The organism is Treponema saccharophilum DSM 2985 (assembly GCF_000255555.1).
In the GTDB taxonomy this organism is placed as follows: Bacteria; Spirochaetota; Spirochaetia; order Treponematales; family Treponemataceae; genus Treponema_D; species Treponema_D saccharophilum.
In genome coordinates, this window is the sequence record NZ_AGRW01000037.1 from 20,827 (window position 1) to 41,116 (window position 20,290).

17 protein-coding genes are annotated in these 20,290 nt (G+C 56.6%); 14 read left to right on the forward strand and 3 right to left on the reverse strand.

Features of this window, described 5'->3' with window-relative positions:
- Positions 1 to 104: 104 nt before the first annotated feature.
- Positions 105 to 416, reverse strand: coding sequence for a thioredoxin (gene trxA, locus TRESADRAFT_RS03345; RefSeq protein ID WP_002702867.1), 312 nt, complete (start codon positions 414 to 416; stop codon positions 105 to 107).
- Positions 417 to 535: 119 nt separating this feature from the next.
- Positions 536 to 844, reverse strand: a complete 309-nt coding sequence (locus TRESADRAFT_RS03350) for a hypothetical protein (protein ID WP_002702869.1) — start codon at positions 842 to 844, stop codon at positions 536 to 538.
- 770 nt (positions 845 to 1,614) lie between these two features.
- Between TRESADRAFT_RS03350 and TRESADRAFT_RS03360 the strand changes: the two genes are divergently transcribed.
- From TRESADRAFT_RS03360 to hisIE, 5 genes are all read left to right on the forward strand, one after another.
- Positions 1,615 to 2,520 carry a 1-acyl-sn-glycerol-3-phosphate acyltransferase gene (locus TRESADRAFT_RS03360; protein ID WP_002702872.1) on the forward strand — a complete coding sequence of 302 codons (906 nt, stop codon included), beginning with the start codon at positions 1,615 to 1,617 and terminating at the stop codon, positions 2,518 to 2,520.
- A 43-nt stretch (positions 2,521 to 2,563) separates the two neighbouring features.
- Positions 2,564 to 3,931 (forward strand): GGDEF domain-containing protein, encoded by a 1,368-nt coding sequence (locus TRESADRAFT_RS14915; protein WP_002702874.1) that lies wholly within the window; start codon positions 2,564 to 2,566, stop codon positions 3,929 to 3,931.
- A gap of 154 nt (positions 3,932 to 4,085) precedes the next feature.
- Positions 4,086 to 6,176: a glutamine synthetase III family protein gene (locus tag TRESADRAFT_RS03370; protein ID WP_002702875.1), complete on the forward strand. Its 2,091-nt coding sequence runs from the start codon at positions 4,086 to 4,088 to the stop codon at positions 6,174 to 6,176.
- A gap of 276 nt (positions 6,177 to 6,452) precedes the next feature.
- Entirely contained in the window at positions 6,453 to 8,201 is a 1,749-nt protein-coding gene (locus TRESADRAFT_RS16675; protein ID WP_002702877.1) for an ammonium transporter, read from the forward strand.
- A gap of 594 nt (positions 8,202 to 8,795) precedes the next feature.
- On the forward strand, positions 8,796 to 10,094 hold the full coding sequence (hisIE, locus tag TRESADRAFT_RS03380) for a bifunctional phosphoribosyl-AMP cyclohydrolase/phosphoribosyl-ATP diphosphatase HisIE (protein WP_002702879.1): 1,299 nt from the start codon (positions 8,796 to 8,798) through the stop codon (positions 10,092 to 10,094).
- Positions 10,095 to 10,178: 84 nt separating this feature from the next.
- Here the strand turns inward: hisIE and TRESADRAFT_RS03385 are convergent, their stop codons facing one another.
- Complete coding sequence (locus TRESADRAFT_RS03385; RefSeq protein WP_002702881.1) at positions 10,179 to 10,712, reverse strand: hypothetical protein; 534 nt, start codon at positions 10,710 to 10,712, stop codon at positions 10,179 to 10,181.
- Between the two features lie 269 nt (positions 10,713 to 10,981).
- On the opposite strand from TRESADRAFT_RS03385, the gene TRESADRAFT_RS03390 reads away from it, so the two are divergent.
- From TRESADRAFT_RS03390 to TRESADRAFT_RS03430, 9 genes are all read left to right on the forward strand, one after another.
- Positions 10,982 to 11,398, forward strand: a complete 417-nt coding sequence (locus TRESADRAFT_RS03390) for a hypothetical protein (RefSeq protein WP_002702883.1) — start codon at positions 10,982 to 10,984, stop codon at positions 11,396 to 11,398.
- Positions 11,399 to 11,510: 112 nt separating this feature from the next.
- A complete protein-coding gene (locus TRESADRAFT_RS03395; protein WP_002702885.1) occupies positions 11,511 to 12,173 on the forward strand; it encodes a response regulator transcription factor in 663 nt (220 codons plus the stop codon).
- Positions 12,174 to 12,179: 6 nt separating this feature from the next.
- Positions 12,180 to 13,619, forward strand: coding sequence for a sensor histidine kinase (locus TRESADRAFT_RS03400; RefSeq protein ID WP_002702887.1), 1,440 nt, complete (start codon positions 12,180 to 12,182; stop codon positions 13,617 to 13,619).
- Between the two features lie 67 nt (positions 13,620 to 13,686).
- The gene (gene hisD, locus TRESADRAFT_RS03405) at positions 13,687 to 15,054 is read left to right on the forward strand and encodes a histidinol dehydrogenase (RefSeq protein WP_002702889.1); all 1,368 of its coding nucleotides are present in this window, start codon (positions 13,687 to 13,689) and stop codon (positions 15,052 to 15,054) included.
- Positions 15,055 to 15,266: 212 nt separating this feature from the next.
- Positions 15,267 to 15,737 carry a hypothetical protein gene (locus TRESADRAFT_RS03410; protein ID WP_002702891.1) on the forward strand — a complete coding sequence of 157 codons (471 nt, stop codon included), beginning with the start codon at positions 15,267 to 15,269 and terminating at the stop codon, positions 15,735 to 15,737.
- A 217-nt stretch (positions 15,738 to 15,954) separates the two neighbouring features.
- Positions 15,955 to 16,536: a peptide deformylase gene (gene def, locus TRESADRAFT_RS03415; RefSeq protein WP_002702894.1), complete on the forward strand. Its 582-nt coding sequence runs from the start codon at positions 15,955 to 15,957 to the stop codon at positions 16,534 to 16,536.
- Positions 16,533 to 17,540, forward strand: a complete 1,008-nt coding sequence (gene fmt, locus TRESADRAFT_RS03420) for a methionyl-tRNA formyltransferase (protein ID WP_002702896.1) — start codon at positions 16,533 to 16,535, stop codon at positions 17,538 to 17,540. Before def ends, fmt begins: the two co-directional genes overlap by 4 nt.
- A 110-nt stretch (positions 17,541 to 17,650) precedes the next feature.
- A complete protein-coding gene (locus tag TRESADRAFT_RS03425; protein ID WP_002702903.1) occupies positions 17,651 to 18,688 on the forward strand; it encodes a PASTA domain-containing protein in 1,038 nt (345 codons plus the stop codon).
- 129 nt (positions 18,689 to 18,817) lie between these two features.
- On the forward strand, positions 18,818 to 20,191 hold the full coding sequence (locus TRESADRAFT_RS03430) for a sodium-dependent transporter (RefSeq protein WP_002702905.1): 1,374 nt from the start codon (positions 18,818 to 18,820) through the stop codon (positions 20,189 to 20,191).
- Positions 20,192 to 20,290: the final 99 nt, after the last annotated feature.

Below are 20,290 nucleotides of genomic sequence, written 5' to 3' on the forward strand. Positions count from 1 at the left end.
ATTTTCCCAGCGCCCTGAAAAACATCTTGATGCGTTTTTTCTGGGCGGACAAAAAAAGCGATGTCCGTTGAAGGACATCGCTTTTCTATAGAAGAAACCGTTGATTACTGGAGCGCGAACGCCGCAAGGTCTTCCTTCGCCTTTCCGCCGATTGCGCGCGCGGCTTCCTTTCCGTTCTTGAAGAGGATGAAGCACGGGATGTTCATTATGCCGAACTGCTGCGCAAGCTCGCCGTTCTCGTCGACGTCGCATTTTCCGACCTTGATTTTTCCCTCGTTTTCCTCCGCGATTGCCGCGACGACGGGACCCATCATTTTGCACGGGCCGCACCACGGAGCCCAAAAGTCCACGAGGACGGGCTTGTCAGATTTCAGAACCTCGTTCTCGAAGTTGTCGTTTGTGATTGTGATTTCCATATGCTGCTCCTTTTCGCTTGATGTTCCGGGATTCCGTGCGGAACCCCCGTTTTCCGCGCATTATGAACGGTATGCGGATTTTTTTCTGTGATTGAAGTCACAGAAGGCGTTCCGGAACGCTATTTCGATGTGGCGATGTCGGTGGCGATGTCCCTGAGGCGTGAGTCGGAGCTTCTGTTGCTGTAGCTGCTGAAATTCTTGTACGGGATGTTTTTCAGTCCGTCCGCGATGATTTTCGCCTGCTCGCCTTCCGCCGTCATGGCGACTTTGAGCAGCTCGAGGAAATTCTGCTGTTCGGATTCGTCCCCGAAATCAAAGCAGATTGATACCGGATTCATGACGATTTCCACGCTCGCGTTTCCGAATCCGACGAGGGCGACGATTTTTTCCGTCCTCAAGGTTACATATGTTCCGATTGAAATGACCATTTGCACTCCTCCTGATAAAGATGTCTGCTTTCAGTTGCGTTCGTCATCACTTCATCCGTGACCGAACTCGCCTATTATACAACGGAATCTTTGATAAAGCGAAAAAAATGCGCGCTTGCAAGCCGCCTTGCGTTCTAAAATCGGCATCGTCGGAGCAAGCGTGCGCCGGCACGCGCGGGTGCGCGTACCTCCGTGGTGAGTTCTGGGGCATGCTGATTAGATTTTTCGCAACACGAACCTTTTGGGTGTTTGCAACCCTGTCTTTCGTTCCGAATTCGGCATCGTCGGAGCAAGCGTGCGCCGGCACGCGCTGGTGCGCGTACCTCCGTGGTGAGTTCTGGGGAGCGCTGATTTGATTTTTCGCAACACGAACCTTTTGGGTGTTTGCAGTCCCGTCTTTCATTCCAAATTCGGCATCGTCGGAGCACGCGTGCGCCGGCACGCGCGGGTGCGCGTACCTCCGTGGTGAGTTCTGGGGAGTGCTGATTGGATTTTCGCAACACGAACCTTTTGGGTGTTTGCAGCCCGTCTTTCGTTCCAAAATCGGCATCGTCGGAGCAAGCGTGCGCCGGCACGCGCTGGTGCGCGTACCTCCGTGGTGAGTTCGGGGGGAGTTGCGCAATGCGACCGGCGAACGTTTGCTCCCGTCAAGCCGAACTGAGAACGCTGAAAGCCAAAGCAAACGCATTGAAAAAACAACGAGGGAAAATTACAATACGAGGATATTTTTTCCGCAAAGATGCGGGGACAATCAGAGAAGGAGATGATAAATGGGCGTTTCAATCCGGGAGAAATACGGCGACTGGTTCAAGCAGCTCGGCGAATTTTCGGTGGCTGCGGCAAAAATCGACGCTACGAACGTCTACCAGAAGGCGAACCCCAAGACGAAGGCGTTGATGGACGTGCTCGTCGGGGAGAATATGGCGGAGGGAAGCCGCCTTGAAGGAAAGGAGAATTTCCGCGCGTTTCTCGATGCGGTGAAGGCGGGAAAAAAGGCGCTGATTTTGATGGAGCATTACTCGAACACCGACCTTCCCGCGCTCATCTATCTGCTTCAGCACGACCTCGGGGAAGAGGGGCGCGACCTTGCGGACAGAATCGTCGCGATCGCGGGAATGAAGCTCAACGAGGACGACCCCATGGTGCGCGCGTTCGCGGAAGGGTTCACGCGCGTCGTCATCTATCCGACGCGCTCGCTCACGAAGAACGAGGAGAACGCGCAGAGCGAGGAGGAGCGGATTGCCGAGGAAAAGAAGGCGCGCTCTATAAACCTTGCGGCGATGCGGGCGATGGACGAATGCAAGCGCAAGGGCGAGGTTATCCTCGTGTTCCCGAGCGGAACGCGCTACCGGCCCGGTCATCCCGAGACGAAGCGCGGCCTGAAGGAAATCGACTCGTATCTCAGGATGTTCGACGTTATGATTCTCGTGACGATAAACGGAAGCTGCCTTTCCATCGACATGGAGCATCCGAACGACATGCTCGCCGATATCGTTGACCCCGCGGTGCAGATAATAACGGCTTCCCCTGTCCTCGACTGCAAATCGTTCAGGAAGGATTTCCTCGAAACGCTTCCGGCAGACCATCCCGATCCGAAGCAGGCTGTCATCGACGAGGTTATGCGCAGGTTCGATGTCCAGCACGAGGAGATTGAGCGGCTGAAGAAATCTGTCTGACAAAGCTGATTTTTTTGTGCGCGGGAAACAGCAGGGATACGGAATGAAGGTAAAAATTCGTTCGCTCAGCATAGGATTGCTCATCGGTGCGCTGTGCATGACCTCATGCACGGTTGTCTGGCTGTTTTTCGTCGCGCGCAGCTTCCTCAAGATGAGCCAGGATGTGGAGAATTACGTCCGGCTGCAGGATGACGTGCGCAGAATCGGGAAGGCGTCCGATTTTCTGACCGATTCCGCGCGGCAGTTCGTCGTGACGAAGAATATCCGGTTCATGAAAGGGTATTTCGACGAGGTGAATGAGCGGAAGAACAGGGAGAACTCCCTCGGCGACATAATGGAATGCGTCGGCTCCGAGCTTGAGGATTCCGTCGGCCTGCTTGCCGCCGCGCTGGGGAATTCGAACGACCTGATAATATACGAAGTCCACGCGATGAAGCTCGCGGCTATTTCCGCGGGAATCCCTGAGTCGGAATATCCTGCCGAGGTCGCGGCGTTCGTCATTCCCGCAGAGGAGGTTTCCCTTCCTGAAAAAGAGAAGCTCGCTCTTGCCTACAAACTTGTTTTTGACGAGCATTACGCGAACGAGAAGGAACGGATTATGAGCCGCCTCGAGATGGCGATGATGCGGATTTTGGACAGGTACAAGCGCCTGCACGATGCGAGCTGGCGCGATTTCCGCGACTCGCTTCTGAAGCAGGGCGTGTTCGTCGCGATAATGCTTGCGCTCGTCCTGTCCGCGTTCATCCTTATCGAAAAGCTCATCCTCCGCCCGATAATGGTCTTCATGAAATGCATCAGGGAGCAGACGGAAATCGAGCTGGCGGGCGCCGTCGAATTCCGCTATCTTGCCGCCGTCTACAACAGGATGTTCCTCTCGAACAACGCCGCGAAGGCAAAGCTGAAATTCGAGGCGGAGCACGATTCTTTGACTGGCATACTGAACAGGGGCGCGTTCGAGTCGCTCGTGAAGGAGCACTGCGGTTCCGGCGAGATTGTGGGGCTTCTTCTCCTCGATGTGGACAAGTTCAAGAAGATAAACGACATGCACGGGCACGAGATGGGCGATGCCGCGCTTAAGCGGCTTGCCGATATGATGACGCGCTATTTTAGGGACGGCGATTATCCGGTGCGCTACGGCGGCGACGAATTTGCCGTTCTCCTGACGGAAATTCCCGATTCGCCGGACGGAATCGGTTCCGCGATAAAGGCTGTGCGCGAGAAAATCGACGATATAAACGCCGAGCTTCTCGTCGCGAGCGCGGATTGCCCCGTGCCGTTTTCCGTCAGCGTCGGCGCCGCGTTCTCCAAAAACGGAGCGGGCGGAAGGCTGTTCAGCAATGCGGACATCGCGCTGTACAAGATGAAATCGGCGGGAAGGTGCGGGGTTATGTTTTCCGATGAAATCCTCTGATAAAAATCCCGGGGAAAAAGCGCTTGAATGTTTTTTTGAAAAGCGGTAGATTCTCCGCATACATCAAAGGCGATGTACAAATCCTTTTCAGAAAGAGAAGGGTTCGTACATCGCCTTTTTTTGTTTCAGAAAGATTTTTTTGGGGGTACTGAACATGACGAATGTTCCTGAATTGTTCGGAAGCAAAGTCTTCAACCAGAAGGCTATGAAAGACCGGCTGCCGAAGGAGACTTTCAAGGCTCTGAAGAAGACGCTCGACGACGGCGCTCCGTTGCAGCTCGATGTCGCGAACGTCGTGGCGCATGCGATGAAGGAATGGGCAATAGAGAATGGCGCGACGCATTTTGCGCACTGGTTCCAGCCGCTCACTGGCGTAACAGCTGAGAAGCACGATTCGTTCATAAATCCCCAGGAAGACGGAACTGTGATAATGACGTTCAGCGGAAAGGAACTCGTCAAGGGCGAGCCGGACGCTTCGTCTTTCCCGTCGGGCGGCCACCGTGCGACGTTTGAGGCGCGCGGATACACTGTCTGGGATCCGACCTCATATCCGTTCATCAAGGAACACACGCTCTGCATTCCGACGGCGTTCTGCTCGTACACGGGCGAGGCGCTCGACAAGAAGACGCCGCTTCTCCGCTCTATGGAGGCAATCAACGAGCAGGCCCTGCGCGTGCTCCGGCTTTTCGGAAAGACGAACGTGACGCACGTTTCCACGACGGTCGGTTCCGAGCAGGAATATTTCATCGTCGACCACGATTTGTGGGCGCAGCGCAAGGATTTGCGCATGACGGGACGCACGCTTTTCGGCGCGAAACCGTCGAAGGGCCAGGAAATGGACGACCAGTATTTTGCGGCTCTCAATCCGAGAATCGTCAAATATATGGAAGATTTGAACGAGACGCTTTGGAAATACGGCATTCCGAGCAAGACCGAGCACAACGAGGTCGCGCCCGCGCAGCACGAGATGGCGCCTATTTTCTCCACGACGAACCTCGCCGTAGACCAGAACCAGCTTACGATGGAAGTCATGAAGAAAGTCGCCAAACGGCACGGTCTTGAATGCCTTCTTCATGAGAAGCCGTTCGCGGGAATGAACGGTTCCGGAAAGCACAACAACTGGTCGATTTCGACGAACGACGGCGAGAACCTCCTTGAGCCTGGAAAGACTCCCGAATCGAACGCGCAGTTCCTCCTTTTCCTCACGGCGATACTCAAGGCTGTCGATGAGAACCAGGATTTGCTCCGCATTTCCGTCGCGTCGGCAGGAAACGACCACCGCCTCGGGGCGAACGAGGCTCCGCCCGCGATAATCAGCGTCTACCTCGGCGACGAGCTTTACAAGGTTCTCGACGCGATTTACGCCGACAAGCCCTACGATTCGAACAAGCTTGAGAAGATGGCAATCGGTGTCGACGTACTCCCGCCGATTCCGAAAGATTCGACGGACAGGAACAGAACGTCCCCGTTCGCGTTCACCGGAAACAAATTCGAGTTCCGCTCGTGCGGCTCCGCGCTTTCGATTGCCGGCCCGAACACGGCGCTCAACTCAATCGTCGCATATTCCCTCAAGGAATTCGCGGACGAGCTTGAGAAGGCTTCCGATTTTGAGAGCGCGCTCAACGCGCTCATCTCGCGCGAGGTCAAGGCTCACTGGAGAATCGTTTTCAACGGAAACGGATACGACGACGCATGGAAGGCAGAGGCGCACCGTCGCGGGCTGCTTGAGCTGAAGACGACGCCCGATGCCGTCGCCCATTACCTCGACGAGAAGAACGTCCGCCTCTACACGGAGATGGGCGTCTACACGAAGGAGGAGATGGAAGCGCATTACGAGACGAAACTCGAGAAATACGCCCAGGTTCTGAACATCGAAGTTCAGGTCATGCTCGAAATGGTGTCGAAGGACATTCTTCCAGCGTGCTACAAATACATTTCCGCGGTTTCCAAGACGGTCGCCGACTTGAAGGCGGTCGTTCCCGGCGCGAAGGCTCAGGCGGAGATTGCGCTCCTCACCAAACTCGACGGGCTTGTCGATTCGCTCGCGGCAAAAGCCGAGGAACTCTGCTCGAAGCATCTTGCCGCAAAGGCGTGCGGCGACGTCATGGCAGTCGCGCGCGCATACGTTGACAGCGTGATTCCGGTCATGGCGGAGACACGCGCGCTTGCCGACGAAATCGAGCCGCTGCTCGGGGATGAGTTCAAGCCGTTCCCCTGCTACGAGGACCTCGTGTTCCGCGTCTGAGCGGAATCTGTTCCTTCTCGCGGATTTTGACCTTCCGCCGCTGGAACGGCATTCGCTTTTTTGCGGCGGAGCATTTGTTTCTTTAGGATTTTTTGGGAATCGGCTTTCCGGAAAATCCGAAAAACGGCGTGCCCGGAAACATCGTGTTCCGGTCGCTGCCATTGCATATTTTTTTTGCACAACGGCGTGCATCGTCTTCCTGGTTGCGGAAGTCGGTGCGCGCTTTTTTTTGTCCGTTTGCGTTTTTTGCTGCGGGCGATAGATGCGGAGGTTTTTATGGACGTTTCGGAAATCGTCTCTTCTCTTCACGGGGAGATTTGGGGAGCGTGGTTCCTGATTGGCGCCGCGCTCGTGTTCTGGATGCAGGCGGGATTCGCGATGGTGGAGGCTGGATTCACCCGCGCGAAAAATACAGGCAACATCATAATGAAGAACCTTATGGACTTCTGCATCGGAACGGTGATGTGGTTCCTCATCGGTTCTTCTTTCATGCTCAGCTATACCGACCCCGCGACGGGAGAGGTTTCCCGCGGAATCTGGTCGTTTTTAGGAAAGCCTGGATTCGGCGTTTTCTCCGGATACGCGAGCTTCGATTACTCGAACTTCGTCTTCAACCTCGTTTTCTGCGCCACGACTGCGACAATCGTTTCGGGCGCGATGGCGGAACGGACGAAATTCTCGACATACTGCCTTTATTCGGCGATTATCTCGGGAATCATCTACCCGATTGAGGCGCACTGGGTGTGGGGAGGCGGATTCCTCGCGCAGTGGGGATTCCACGATTACGCAGGTTCGAACTGCATACACATGGTCGGCGGAATCTGCGCCCTCGTCGGCGCGTGGATGCTCGGCCCGCGCCTCGGAAAATTCAGCCGCGATGAAACAGGGCGCGTCGTCAGCGTGCGCGCGTTCCCCGGCTCGAACATCGCGATGGGCGCGCTCGGATGCTTCATCCTCTGGTTCGGCTGGTACGGATTCAACGGTGCCGCGGCGACTGATTTGGCGACTCTCGGCTCGGTCTTCCTCACGACGACGGTCGCTCCCGCTGTCGCAACTGTCGTCGCGATGATTTTCACGTGGGTGCGCTACGGAAAACCCGATGTTTCTATGTGCCTGAACGCGGCGCTTGCAGGTCTCGTCGCGATTACCGCTCCGTGTGATGTGACTGATTGCGCGGGAGCCGCGATAATCGGTCTTGTGGCGGGGGTCCTCGTCATATTCGGCATCCGCCTTCTCGACAACGTTCTCCACATCGATGACCCAGTCGGCGCGGTCGGCGTCCACATGATGAACGGAATTTGGGGAACAATCGCCGTTGGTCTTTTCGCGACGAAAAGCGCCCCGGGATTCTCCGTTGCCGGAATTAGCGAGGGGCTTTTTTACGGCGGCGGTCTTTCCCAGCTCGGAAAGCAGCTCGGCGGAATGGGAATCACGGCAATCTGGACGGTCGTTACGATTACGATTGTGTTCCTCATCCTCAAGAAAACCGTGGGGCTTCGCGTTTCCGCGGAGGAGGAGATTGTCGGACTCGACAAGCTTGAGCACGGTCTCGACTCAAGCTATGCGGGCTTCGCGATTTCATACAGCGAGGACGAGATTGAGGAGGCGCGGGAGAACCACGTCGACCTCCACATCGTCCAGCCCGTCGCGAAGGAAAGCACCGTCGGCGAGACGATTCCGATGCGGAAGGTTGTCATAATCACGCGGCGGAGCAAGTTCGACACGCTCAAGAAGGCGCTCAACTCCATCGGCGTGACGGGAATGACAGTCAGCGAGGTCATGGGATGCGGCGTCCAGAAAGGCGCGAGCGAATTCTACCGTGGAATTCCCGTCGACGTCACACTTGTCCCGAAAGTCCGTGTCGATGTCGTCGTGTCGGCTGTTCCCGTCGAGAAAGTCGTCGAGGCTGCAAGGAGCGCGCTCTGCACAGGCCACATCGGCGACGGAAAGATTTTCGTAAGCGGTGTAGAGAATGTCGTGAAAGTCAGAACAGGCGAGTCCGGCTTCGATGCGCTCCAGGACTAAGTTCCCGAAGCAAAAAGCCGCAGCCGATAAACGCGCGGGACATATCTCGTTCCCGCACGCTCCAATCAAACGGCAAACGCGAGGAAAAAACGCTTTGCCCCGTGCGCTCATCAAGGCGCACTCCCGCTTAGCGGGAGTTGCGTGCGCACGCTCCAATCAAACGGCAAACGCGAGGAAAAAACGCTTTGCCCCGTGCGCTCATCAAGGCGCACTCCCGCTTAGCGGTAGCTGCGTGCGCACGCTCCAATAAGAAAACGGCAAACGCGAGGAAAACCCCGCTTTGCCCCGTGCGTCCCATCAAGGCGCACTCCCGCTTAGCGGGAACTGCGTGCGCACGCTCCAATCAAACGGCAAACGCGAGGAAAACCACGCTTTGCCCCGTGCGCTCATCAAGGCGCACTCCCGCTTAGCGGGAGTTGCGTGCGCACGCTCCGATAAGTAAATGGTAAACACGCGAAAAACAACGCGTGCGCCGTGTGCCCGCAGCACTACCGTAACCCCGGTGCTGCGGGCTTTTTTTGCGTTCGGGATTTTTCGGCTAAAAGGGCAATCCAATCCCAAAAAGATTCGTTTTTCTGTATAATTCGCTTCATTATGGTTATCGCTTCAATTGACATGAAGGGCGGACACGTTGTCCAGCTCAAGAACGGAAAGGATTTGGTGCTTCAGCGCGACGATGCTGATTCTCTCATTTCCGAATTCGATAAATACGGGGAAGTCGCCGCAATCGACTTGGATCAGGCGCTCAGGAACACGGACGCGAAGGGAAACACCGCGAACACGCCGCTTCTGAAATCCCTCCTCCGCAAGGGGAACGTCCGCGTCGGCGGCGGAATCCGCGACGTGAAGAAGGCGCGCGAGCTCATTTCCCTCGGCGCGGAAAAAGTGATTGTCGGAAGCGCGGCGTGGAACGAGAATCCCGGCGAGAACGGGCTGCTCAACACCGCGTTCCTCGACGAGCTTGTCGCCGCAATCGGAAAGCAGCGCATCATCATAAGCGTCGATGCGATTCACGGAAAAATTGCTGTCAAAGGATGGACGGAGACTGTTGACATTCCGCTCGTCGAGGGCGCAAAGGCCGCCGAGAAATATTGCTCGGAGCTTCTTTTCACCTGCGTCGAGAAAGAAGGCTGCATGCAGGGAACCGACATGGAGTCGTGCCGCGCGCTCCGCGATGCCGTAAAATGCCGCGTCGTTGTTGCCGGCGGAGTGAATTCGCTCGAGCAGATTGTGGAGCTTGAGAAAATGGGCTGCGACGTCCAGCTCGGGATGGCGCTTTATACGGGCGCCGTATCCCTCCGCGATTCGTTCATCGGCTGCCTCGACTGGGAGAAGGTCGGCGGCATGGTTCCCGTGATAGCGCAGTCGACTGCCGGCGAGGTTCTTATGATGGGATACGCGAACCGCGAGGCGATGGAGAAATCGTTCGACACCGGAAAGCTCACGTTCTTCAGCCGCACGAGGAACAAACTCTGGACGAAGGGCGAGACAAGCGGGAATTTCCTCGAAATCGTCCGCCTTCGCGCAGACTGCGACCGCGATACCGTTCTTGCGACCGTCATTCCCAACGGGCCGACGTGCCACACCGGAAGCTGGACGTGCTTCTCCGCCGCCCCCGACGCAAAATCGTCGATGGAGCGCCTGTACGACGTCATATCCGAGCGGTTCGCCAACCCGCGCCCGGGCAGCTACACCGCCACGCTCGACGACAAGCGAGTCCGCGAGAAGGTGATGGAGGAGGCGGAGGAGCTTACCGACGACGCCGAATCGAAGGAGGAAGTTGTCTGGGAGGCTGCCGACCTTCTTTATTTTGTCAGCGTTCTCATGTACAAGGAAGGCGTCAGCTGGAAGAACGTTTACGACGAGCTTGACCGCCGCCACAAGGAAAAATAGCAGCGCATTCCGATGCGCCTTCAACGGAAACGCCCCGCCGGATTTTGTCAGGCGGGGCGTTTCCGTTTTTTTTGGGGGGGGAGATTATTCAGCCGTTTTTGCGAATATCATCTGCGCGACGCGCGCTTTTGTGTCGGTGTTGAACGAGGAAACGACAATCCACGTTCCCTTTTTGAGGTCTGCGACCGTCTTCGTCGCGGGCGGCTCCATTTTGCGGGCTTTCGCGAATTCAGCTTCGGAGTCGGTTTTGTCGGATTTCGCGTTCATGCGGAGCTCGCGCATCTCCTCGCGCATCTTGTCGCGCTCTTCCTTCGTCGGCTCAAGAACTATCCGCGTGAACGGCGTGGCGAGGATGTCGATGTCCTTTCCGTCGGCGTTCGTCACTTTTATCTTTCCACTGTCGTTGTCGATGGATTTGATTTTTCCGATGATGAGCGAGCTGTCCGTGTTTGCTGCCCACATTCCGTTCATCATGTGCGGCATTTTCCTTTCGCGGAAGTCCGGTGCGGGAAAATAAGCCTTTCCCTTGTCGTCGGATTTTTTTTCCTGCGCGAATGCCACTCCGGAAAGAAGCGCTGCCATGGTGAAGGCCGCGACCGTCTTTGTCGTCTTTGTCATTTTTTCTCCTTGAACGGGAATCACCCCGTCCGCTTATATGATTAAGAACAGACAGTGCCGGAAATCGGTAACGGGATATGTTCTGAACTCCCGGATTCCGATTCCGGACGGATTACATAATAGCGTGCGGGATGTGCGCTTTTATAAAAGAGCATTGAGACATCGATAAGCGTTTTCTCAATGCCCCGTGAATTCAGGGGATAAAACGTTTCTTTTCCGCTAGAATAAAAAAGTCGCGGGAACCGGTTTTCCGTAACTGGGGGATGTACATGAGGCGGATTGTTCTTGTCGCTGCCGCTTTTTTTGCGGTTTCCATTTTTGGGCTGTCTTCCAGCGGGGAGGCTCAGGCGCGTCCTCCGCTTTCGTGCGGGGCTGTCGGCGGAAGGCGGATTCCTGACCGCGGCGGTTTTTCCGTGGTGCGCTCGTCATGCGAGGAAAAAGGCGGGGAGACGGTCGTTCACGTCGTGTTCAGCCGTCCCGTGGAGCCTTCGAGCGTCGCGGTGGAGTCGATGAGGATGGACGGCGCGTCCGTTCCGCGGAATGCCGACGTATCGTTCAGCAGAAACGGAATGACGGTCCGCGTCGTTATTCCCTGCGGCGGCATCGGCACGGTGGAGCTCGGGGAAATATATCCGTTCTGGGGCGGAAATCCTGTTTTCCCTGTCGTCATGGCGTGCGCAAAATGACTGGATCTGTTCGATGATTTCGTTGTCGCTCGGGTAGACGAGTTCAAAATTGAACATCGCATTTTAAGGTAACCAGTTCCGAATCTGGGCGATTTTCTTGCAGGAGGCAATTATGCGAAAAATACTGATTGTTGAGGATGACGGAGGAATCTCCGATTTCGTTGAGGCGGAGCTGCGGCACGACGGGTTCGAGACGGTCGTCGCGCGGACGGGGCGCGAGGGAATCGAGCTGTTCGAGAAGGAATCGCCCGACATGATTCTGCTCGACGTCATGCTTCCGGAAATCAACGGACTTGAGGTTCTCCGGAAAATCCGCGCGAAATCTTCCGTTCCGATTATTCTTGAGACGGCGCGCGGCGAGACAATCGACAAAATAAACGGGCTGAATTCCGGGGCGGACGACTACATCGCCAAGCCGTTCGAGATTGAGGAGCTTCTGGCGAGGATGAACGCGATTTTCCGCAGGATGGATGCGCCCCTGAAGCCGGCTGTCATACGGATACGCGACATCGAGATGAACATGAATTCGATGGGCGTGACCGTAGGCGGCGAGTCGCTCAGCTTGTCGAAGACGGAATTCTTCATGCTCAAGAATTTTATGGAGAACCCGGGCAAAGTGATGAGCCGAGACGAGATAATCGACGCGATTTGGGGAAAGAACCATTACATCGACATGAACACGGTCGACGTCTATGTCGGCTACCTCCGCTCAAAAATCGGAAGCGGCTACATCGTCACCGTCCGCGGCCTTGGATACAAATTTCAGGAGGAATAGTCGCGTATGGGGCGGTTCTTCAGCACTGTCGCCGTACGGCTCGCGTTCAGGTTTTTCCTCGTCCTTTCCGTCGCAATCCTCGTCCTTTCCGTCGCGTTTGTCGGCGTCGTGCAGTCGTTCAGCATCGCGCGGCAGAATTCCGAGCTTGTCGATGCTGCCGGTACTATTGAGCGGATGATTGTCAGGCGGGCGATGGGCGAAATCGATTTGCCGCGCGCTCGGCGCCGGACGGAAAGCCCGAATCCGCGCGAGGAATTTCCGCCGCCGCCGAAGAATGTTATTCCCTATTACATTTCGTTCGTCGTCAGCACTGCGGACGGGCTCGTCTTGAGCACGAACGACCCGCTCCTTCCTGTCCTTGAGGAAACGAACGGGAAGATTCGGCACCATTTTCAGCGCAATTTCTTTATCGACGGGAATCTGAGCATCAGGTATTTTTCGAAGAAGGTCGAGATAGACGGGAAAACGCTTGTCATCCAGACGTCCCGCGACATAGAGCGAGAAGATGCGGAGCGGTTCGCGTCGGCGATTTTCCGCGCTGCGCTTCTTGTGACGTCGCCCATCCTCATTTTCTCGTTCCTGATTTCGCTTCTCATAACGAAGAACACGATGAAGCCCGTCGTGCGGATTACGCGCGCGGCATCGAAGATATCCAGCTCCAGCCTTGACACGCAGCTCTCCCTTTCCGGGACGGGCGACGAAATCGACGAGCTTGCGTCCGCGTTCAACAGCCTTTTTTCCCGGCTCAACGCGGATTTCGAGCGCGAGCGGCAGTTCACGAGCGATGTCTCCCACGAGCTGAAGACGCCCGTCGCCGTCGTCCTCGGGCAGGCGAACCTGCTTCTGCGGTGGGGCAAGGACGATGCGGGGCAGCTTGAGAAATCGCTTCTTTCCATACGGAAGGAGGCGAAGTCGATGGAATCGATAATAGCGAACCTGCTGCAGATTTCGAGAATCGAGAACGGACGGATAACGCCGAAATCGGAGCGCGTCGAATTCCTCCCGCTTTTTTCGAGAATCCGCGACGAATTCGCCCATATCGCGCCGCTCGTGTCGTTCGACATTTCCGCGGGGGAGGAGTGCGCCGTGAGAAGCGACTTCGAGCTGCTCCATCAGGTTCTTACCGTCGTCGTGTCGAATTCAGTCCGCTATGCCGGCGAAGAATGCGCCGTTTCGCTGAAAGCCGAGCGCTGCTGTTCTTCCGTCGTCGTTTTTGCCGACGATGACGGCCCCGGATTTTCCGGCGATGTCCTTCCGCACGTGTTCGAGCGTTTTTTCCGGGGCGACAAGGCGCACAACAGGGCTGACGGGGGAAGCGGGCTTGGCTTGAGCATCGCGCGCGTCATAATCGGGGCGCTCGGCGGGAGCATATCCGCGGAGAACGTCGCCCCCCGTGGCGCGAGAATCCGCATCGAGATTCCTTTTTCGGGCGGCGATTCCCGCTGAAAGTTGTGCCGATTTGTGGTACTTTTTGTCTGTCGCGCCCGCATCGCGGGAACGAAAGGATGAAGAGATGATAGAAATTGTGAACTACAAGGACGTGCCCGATTCGTTTTTCTCGGGAAGGGATTTCGGCGGCTCGATAGATATCGTCAAGGACGTGCTCGTTGACGTTCAGAAGCGCGGGGACGCGGCGCTGCGCGAGTACGGCGCGAAATTCGACGTGTCGAGCCCCCGCTCGTTCGAGATTCCGCGCTCGGAGCTCGCGTTTGAGGCGGACAGGCTCCGGAAGGAAAACCCGAAGCTTTACGACGCGATTTCATACAGCCACGACCTTGCGCTCAGGTTCGCAAAAAGACAGCGCGAGAGCTTCGACGATTTCGAGGTCGAGCTTGAGCCGGGCGTTTTTACCGGGCAGAAAACGATTGCCGTTTCCCGTGCGGGACTGTACGTTCCCGCTGGCCGCTTTCCCCTCGTCTCTACGGTCGTGATGACGGCGACGCCCGCTGAAGCTGCCGGCGTCGGCGAGATAATCCTCTGCACGCCTCCGCGCGTTCATCCCGATGACAGGGCGGAGGCGGAGAAAACGGGCAGGGGCGTTCCGGGAAATCCGTTTGTCGGAGGAAAACCGTATGCCGACGGGAACATAATGGCGGCTGCGTACATTTGCGGGGTGACGAAGGCGTTCGCGTGTGGCGGAAGCCAGGCTGTTGGCGCGATGGCGTTCGGGACGGAATCTGTTCCGCGCGTCGATGTCATCGTCGGGCCGGGAAACAAATTCGTTGCCGAGGCGAAGAAGCTCGTCTACGGGACGGTCGGCATCGACATGGTTGCCGGACCTACCGAAGTTTTCATCATCGCGGACGATTCCGCAAATCCCGAGTGGCTTGCCGCCGATTTACTTGCGCAGGCGGAGCACGACGTCGTGGCTCAGCCTGTGATGGCGACGACGAGCCGCGAGATTGCCGAAAAAACAGCCCGCGAAATCGAAAAACAGCTTTCGACGCTTGAGACGCGCGGAACCGCCGAACAAAGCGTCGCGAATTGCGGAAAGATTATAATCTGCGAGACGCTTGAGCAGGCGGCGGAGGCGGCGAACAGAAAAGCGCCCGAGCACCTTGAGCTTGCGATGGACGAAGGCGAGGCGCGCGACAGAATCGCGTCCCTCTGCAGGAACTACGGCTCGCTTTTTCTCGGTCACGAAAGCGCGGAGGTGTTCGGCGATTACGCTGCCGGACTGAACCACACGCTTCCCACAAGCGGCAGCGCGCGTTTTACGGGCGGACTTTCCGTGCGGATGTTCCTCAAAACCGTCACGACGCTCCGCGCGATTTCCGGAAGCGACGGCGCAAGAGCGAGCGCGGAATTCTCCGGCATCCTCGGCGACGCAGAGGGCTTGGCGGCACACGCCCGCGCCGCAAGAATCAGGCTCGGAAAATAAAAGCGCTTTTTCATAAAATGAACCTGTTCGGAAAACTCAGTTTCAGAACAGGTCTGATGGCGTGCACCCCCGAATGATGAAGGCATTTTTGGGAGGTGCACATTTTTTTCCCTGAACCATCATCCTCATTGTGAAAGCAGAATTATTTTGTTTACTTTTTTTTTGTAGAGTATATATTAACACCCATAACCTACTTTCAAGGAGGATTTCGAATGAAATCAGTTAAAAAAATTCTTTTTGGTGCGTTTGCGTTCGCGGCATTGTCTTTCGGTCTCGCTTCCTGCGCCGATGACGAGGAAGAGTCGCTTAAATGCGTCGCGGAGTACGTCGGAACAGGTTCCGCGCAGGATTCTGACGGCGTTATCTGCACCTGCACCGTCCGCGCAAGCTTCTACAACAACAAAGAGTATAAAATCGACATGAACGCAACCGCCGTGGCAACCGGCGAGTCAGCCGCAACGGCAACAATCGACGGCACCATAGAAATCGGAACATATACCGGAGACGCCACAAAAGACGGCACGGTAAGATGTACCGCGACGAAGGAATACGACGACGAGCAGGAAAAACTCGTTGACGTCGCGACAAAAACGACGGACGAAGTGACAATAGCGAACGGAGAATTCACTCTGGACTTGTCCGATGAATTTGAGAATCTCGAAGTGACCTTGAAAAGAAAATAACCAGACATTTTCGCGAGCATAATCGCGCTTGATGCAGGGCTTTCCGCAAATCCGGAAAGCCCTTTTCGTTTCATGCCCCCGCCCAGCCGGGTACGGAAGGTGCGCTCCGCGCACCGTCGCACGCTTGCTCCGATACAGCCGAACTTAGAACGCGCGCAGGTCTGCAAGCGCAAGCGCCATTCAATCATTTTTCGATTTATGCTACATTTTCCGAATCATGACGATGAAGATTTACAAGTTGGGTGAAGAAGTTTTGAGGAAAAAGTGCGCGGCTGTCGAGCCGTCCGAGATTGACGACACGATGCGCGCGCTTTTTGAAGATATGTTCGAGACGATGATTGAGGCAAACGGAGTCGGGCTTGCTGCCCCGCAGGTCGGAATATCGAAACGGTTTTTCGTGGTGATGTCCGACGACGACGTGAAGCGCGTTTTCATCAATCCGCAGATTGTCTCGACGAGCGCGGAGATGTGCGATTACGAGGAGGGATGCCTTTCTCTTCCGGGGTTCAACGAGAATATAAGAAGGCCCGCGAAGGTCACCGTTCAGGCGCTGGACGAGAAGGGAAAGCCGTTCACACTTGAGGCGGAGGGGCTTCTCGCGCGGATAATCCAGCACGAGAACGACCATCTCGACGGAATCGTGTACATCGACCGCGGCGACCCGTCGTTCGCGTCGGACGTTACGGCGAAAATGCAGAAAAGGCTGGAGAAGGCGGCCGCCAAAGCCGCCGCGAAGGAACGGAAAGCCGCCTCGATTGCGGCAAAAATCGCCGCGAAGGAAGCGAAGAAGGGCAAATGAGAAAACTCCGGGTTCTTTACGCTGGAAGCCCGCTTGCCTCTGCGATGGTTCTGTCGAACCTCGTGAGGGAATCGGCGGGCGCGAATTGGGAAATCGTCGGCGTGCTGACGAATCCGCCGAGCGCGAAAGGGCGGAAAAGCGAGCTCGTCCCGACCGATGTCGCCCTTGCGGCGGAAGGGTTCGGCATTCCCGTGCTCGCGTTCGACCATCTGATGGCAGACGCGCGCGAGGCTGCTGCGGCGCTGAAAGCCGATGTGCTCGTCTCCTTCGATTACGGGCGGATTTTCGGGCCGAAATTTCTCGCGCTGTTTCCTCTTGGCGGCATCAATCTCCATCCGTCCGCGCTTCCGAAATACCGCGGATGCACGCCCGTTCCGGCCGCGATTCTCGGCGGGGACAGTTCCCTCGGCGTGAGCGTCCAGAAAATAGCGCAGGGAATCGACGAGGGCGACATTCTCTCGTTCGCGGATATTCCGCTCGACGGGACGGAGACGACGCTTTCCCTGATGGACGGCTCGGGCGAGGAGTACGGGAAGAAAAGCCGCGTCACCGATACCGGCTCGTCGCTTCTTTCAGAAATCCTCCGCGCCTCGTCGTCCGGGGATGAATTCTCCCTTCCGGAGGCGAAGGCGCAGTCGGGCGAGTCGAGCTACACGCCGTTCCTAAAAAAGGAGGACGGCCTTATCGACTGGAAGATGTCCGCGCAGGAAATCGAGCGCAGAATCCGCGCGTTCACGCCGTGGCCGTCGTGCTTCACGGAATGCGGCGGCGTCAAGCTGCTCGTCCTCCGCGCGCGCGTTTCCGAGATGACGACGGCCGATATACGCGATGTCGTCATTCCCGGAACCGTCCTGCCGTACAGGAAGAATGTCGGAATCGAGATTGCGTGCGGCGACGGCTCCGTTCTCGTGGCGTCGGAGCTTCAGTGGGAAAAGAAAAAGGCGATGGATTACAAGTCGTTCATGAACGGCGCGCGGAATTTCGTCGGCTCCGTTCTCGGCTGAGATGTCGCTTTTGTCCCGGACTGTCCGTTCGGGCAGCACTGAATACGTTTGGGATTGCCTTCGCCCTTTTTCCGGCGGCGGCAAAAAATCGTAGGGGAAGGTAAGAAATTATGGATGAGATAAATAATATCCAGCCCAAGGAAAAAGAGGAGGTCAGGAAGGGATTCTGGCAGACGCATCTGGAAAAGCTTCAGGCGAGCGCCCTCAATCTTCTTCTGACCGTTGTTGCCGCGATCGCGCTGATGTGCGGCGTCTGCGCCATCGTTTTCTTCGCCACGGTGAAGGGCGAGGAGCAGGTTATGGTTCCCGATGTCGTCGGAAAGGAGCTGGGGCAGGCGCTTCTTGAGCTTCAGGACAAGGAGTTGTATCAGAAAGTCCAGTTCCGCTATACGGACGACCCTGACGATGCGGGAAAAATCCTCACGCAGAATCCGGACGCGGGCGCAATCGTGAAGGCGGGGCGCAGGATAAACCTGACTGTCAGCAAGGGCGTCATCGTCGACCACGTCGGGAATTACGTCGGAGAGATGCTCGACGACGTGAAAATCGCGCTGCAGACGATGTTCGCCGGCTCCGTCCATCCGCTCATCGTCCTTTCCGAGCCGAGCTACAAGTCCGACAAATCGCCGGCAGGAACGATTATCGCGCAGGACCCGCCAGAAGGAACGCCGATTACATCTCCGGTCAAAGTGAAGCTGATTGTCAGCCGCGGCTCCGAGTTCGAGACGACGAAAGTTCCGAATGTTGTCGGGCTTTCGCTCGGGAAAATGCTTACTATGATGGCGTCGTCGAAAATCGTCTTCGATTTCGTTCCCCATATAGCGCTTGAAGGCGAGCGCGCGGGAACCGTCACGAAGCAGCAGTCGTTCGATTCCCAGTACGTAAAGAACTACACGCATATGGAAGTCGAGGTCGCGCTCCCGTCCGAGCAGGACAAGGACGTGCAGGGAATTTTCACCGCTAACATTTCCCGCTATCCGTACGCCGTTTCCATGTCGCTCGTCGCCGCCAAGGACGGAAAACGGACGACACTCGTTTCGTTCGAGCACACCGGCGGAAAAGTCACCGTTCCGTATGTCGTCGAGCACGAAACCGAGCTTACCCTTTACGTCGCCGAAAAGCAGGTTGCCCGCGAATTCGTCGACTGACCTTCCCGCATCGTCAAAAACGTCCCCGCCAATGGGGGCGTTTTTTGTTTTCCCCGATTTCCCGCAATCCGCCTTCAGAACGAAAAAAGGGTGGTAAGCGCATTGGTTTTCTTGCTAGAATTGCGCATTATGGAAAACAGGGAAAATTTCAAATCAAGAATCGGGTTCATCATGACGAGCGCGGGATGCGCAATCGGGCTGGGGAACGTGTGGCGGTTTCCGTTCATCACGGGGAAATACGGCGGGGCGGCGTTCGTGCTGTTCTATCTCGTGTTCCTCGTGCTTTTGGGGCTTCCGATAATGGTCGCGGAATTCGCGGTCGGGCGGGCGAGCGGGAAAAGCGCCGTCCGTTCCTTTCATGCGCTCGAGAAGCCCGGCTCGAAATTCCATCTGTACGGTTATTTTGCCGCGGCGGGGAATTATCTTCTGATGATGTTCTACACGACGGTTGCCGGATGGATGCTTTCGTATACGGTGAAAAGCGCGCGCGGGATTTTTTCGGAGCTTTCTCCTGATGAAGTCGCGGCTGTTTTCGGGGCGTCGCTGGCGAATCCGGGCGAGCAGGTTGTCTGGATGCTCGTCGCGATTGCGCTCGGTTTTGCGGTCTGCATGCGCGGGCTCAAGAACGGCGTCGAGAAGGTTTCGACCGTCATAATGACGAGCCTGCTCTGCCTTATGGTCGTGCTCGCAGTCCGCGCGGTCACGCTTCCCGGTGCGGCGAATGGGCTCGCGTTCTATCTCAAGCCTGATTTTTCGAAGATGGCGGAAAACGGAATCGGCGAGGTCGTCTTCGCGGCGATGGGGCAGTCGTTCTTCACGCTCTCTCTCGGAATCGGCGCGCTCGCGATTTTCGGAAGCTACATCGGAAAGGAAAAGGCGCTGGCGGGCGAGGCGGCGAGCATCATCGGGCTTGATACGTTCGTCGCGCTCATGGCGGGCTTCATCATCTTCCCGTCGTGCTTCGCGTTCAACGTGAATCCGGGGCAGGGACCGGGGCTTATCTTCGCGACGCTCCCGAACGTCTTCAACGCGATGCCGTTCGGACGCGTTTGGGGAACGCTGTTCTTCGTCTTCATGTCGTTCGCGGCGATTTCGACGGTCATCGCCGTTTTCGAGAACATAATCGCGTTCGCAATCGACATGCACGGATGGAGCCGGAAGAAGTCCGTCCTCGTGAATTTCGCGCTCGTGACGGTGCTCTCGATTCCGTGCGCGCTCGGGTTCAATGTGTGGGGCGGCGTCCAGATTCCCGGCATCGGAGGAATCCAGGATGTCGAGGATTTCATCGTGTCGAACAATCTCCTTCCGCTCGGCTCTCTCGTCTACCTCGTCTTCTGCACGTCGCGCTACGGCTGGGGATTCAAGAATTTCATCGCGGAGGCGAACACGGGCAGCGGCCTGAAATTCCCCGCGGGAATTCGCGTTTACATAAGCTACATCCTTCCGGCCGTTGTCCTGTTCATCTGGGCTGTCGGATATATCCAGAAATTTTTCGTCAAATAGCAGACTAGTTCGGAATCTGAATTTTCCGAGCATGTTTAACCGTTTTCCGGCATGATGCCGGATGGTGGATGCGCGCCGTTTTTGCGGCGCGTTTTTTTT

Excerpts from the sequence above, each read along its gene's own strand:
- TRESADRAFT_RS03395 (WP_002702885.1), top strand. The coding sequence starts at position 11,511 with ATGCGAAAAATACTGATTGTTGAGGATGACGGAGGAATCTCCGATTTC.
- TRESADRAFT_RS14915 (WP_002702874.1), top strand. The coding sequence starts at position 2,564 with ATGAAGGTAAAAATTCGTTCGCTCAGCATAGGATTGCTCATCGGTGCG.
- TRESADRAFT_RS03350 (WP_002702869.1), bottom strand. The coding sequence starts at position 844 with ATGGTCATTTCAATCGGAACATATGTAACCTTGAGGACGGAAAAAATC.
- TRESADRAFT_RS03430 (WP_002702905.1), top strand. The coding sequence starts at position 18,818 with ATGGAAAACAGGGAAAATTTCAAATCAAGAATCGGGTTCATCATGACG.
- TRESADRAFT_RS03425 (WP_002702903.1), top strand. The coding sequence starts at position 17,651 with ATGGATGAGATAAATAATATCCAGCCCAAGGAAAAAGAGGAGGTCAGG.
- hisIE (WP_002702879.1), top strand. The coding sequence starts at position 8,796 with ATGGTTATCGCTTCAATTGACATGAAGGGCGGACACGTTGTCCAGCTC.
- TRESADRAFT_RS03410 (WP_002702891.1), top strand. The coding sequence starts at position 15,267 with ATGAAATCAGTTAAAAAAATTCTTTTTGGTGCGTTTGCGTTCGCGGCA.
- hisD (WP_002702889.1), top strand. The coding sequence starts at position 13,687 with ATGATAGAAATTGTGAACTACAAGGACGTGCCCGATTCGTTTTTCTCG.
- TRESADRAFT_RS03385 (WP_002702881.1), bottom strand. The coding sequence starts at position 10,712 with ATGACAAAGACGACAAAGACGGTCGCGGCCTTCACCATGGCAGCGCTT.
- trxA (WP_002702867.1), bottom strand. The coding sequence starts at position 416 with ATGGAAATCACAATCACAAACGACAACTTCGAGAACGAGGTTCTGAAA.
- TRESADRAFT_RS03360 (WP_002702872.1), top strand. The coding sequence starts at position 1,615 with ATGGGCGTTTCAATCCGGGAGAAATACGGCGACTGGTTCAAGCAGCTC.
- TRESADRAFT_RS03400 (WP_002702887.1), top strand. The coding sequence starts at position 12,180 with ATGGGGCGGTTCTTCAGCACTGTCGCCGTACGGCTCGCGTTCAGGTTT.
- TRESADRAFT_RS03390 (WP_002702883.1), top strand. The coding sequence starts at position 10,982 with ATGAGGCGGATTGTTCTTGTCGCTGCCGCTTTTTTTGCGGTTTCCATT.
- TRESADRAFT_RS03370 (WP_002702875.1), top strand. The coding sequence starts at position 4,086 with ATGACGAATGTTCCTGAATTGTTCGGAAGCAAAGTCTTCAACCAGAAG.
- TRESADRAFT_RS16675 (WP_002702877.1), top strand. The coding sequence starts at position 6,453 with ATGGACGTTTCGGAAATCGTCTCTTCTCTTCACGGGGAGATTTGGGGA.
- def (WP_002702894.1), top strand. The coding sequence starts at position 15,955 with ATGACGATGAAGATTTACAAGTTGGGTGAAGAAGTTTTGAGGAAAAAG.
- fmt (WP_002702896.1), top strand. The coding sequence starts at position 16,533 with ATGAGAAAACTCCGGGTTCTTTACGCTGGAAGCCCGCTTGCCTCTGCG.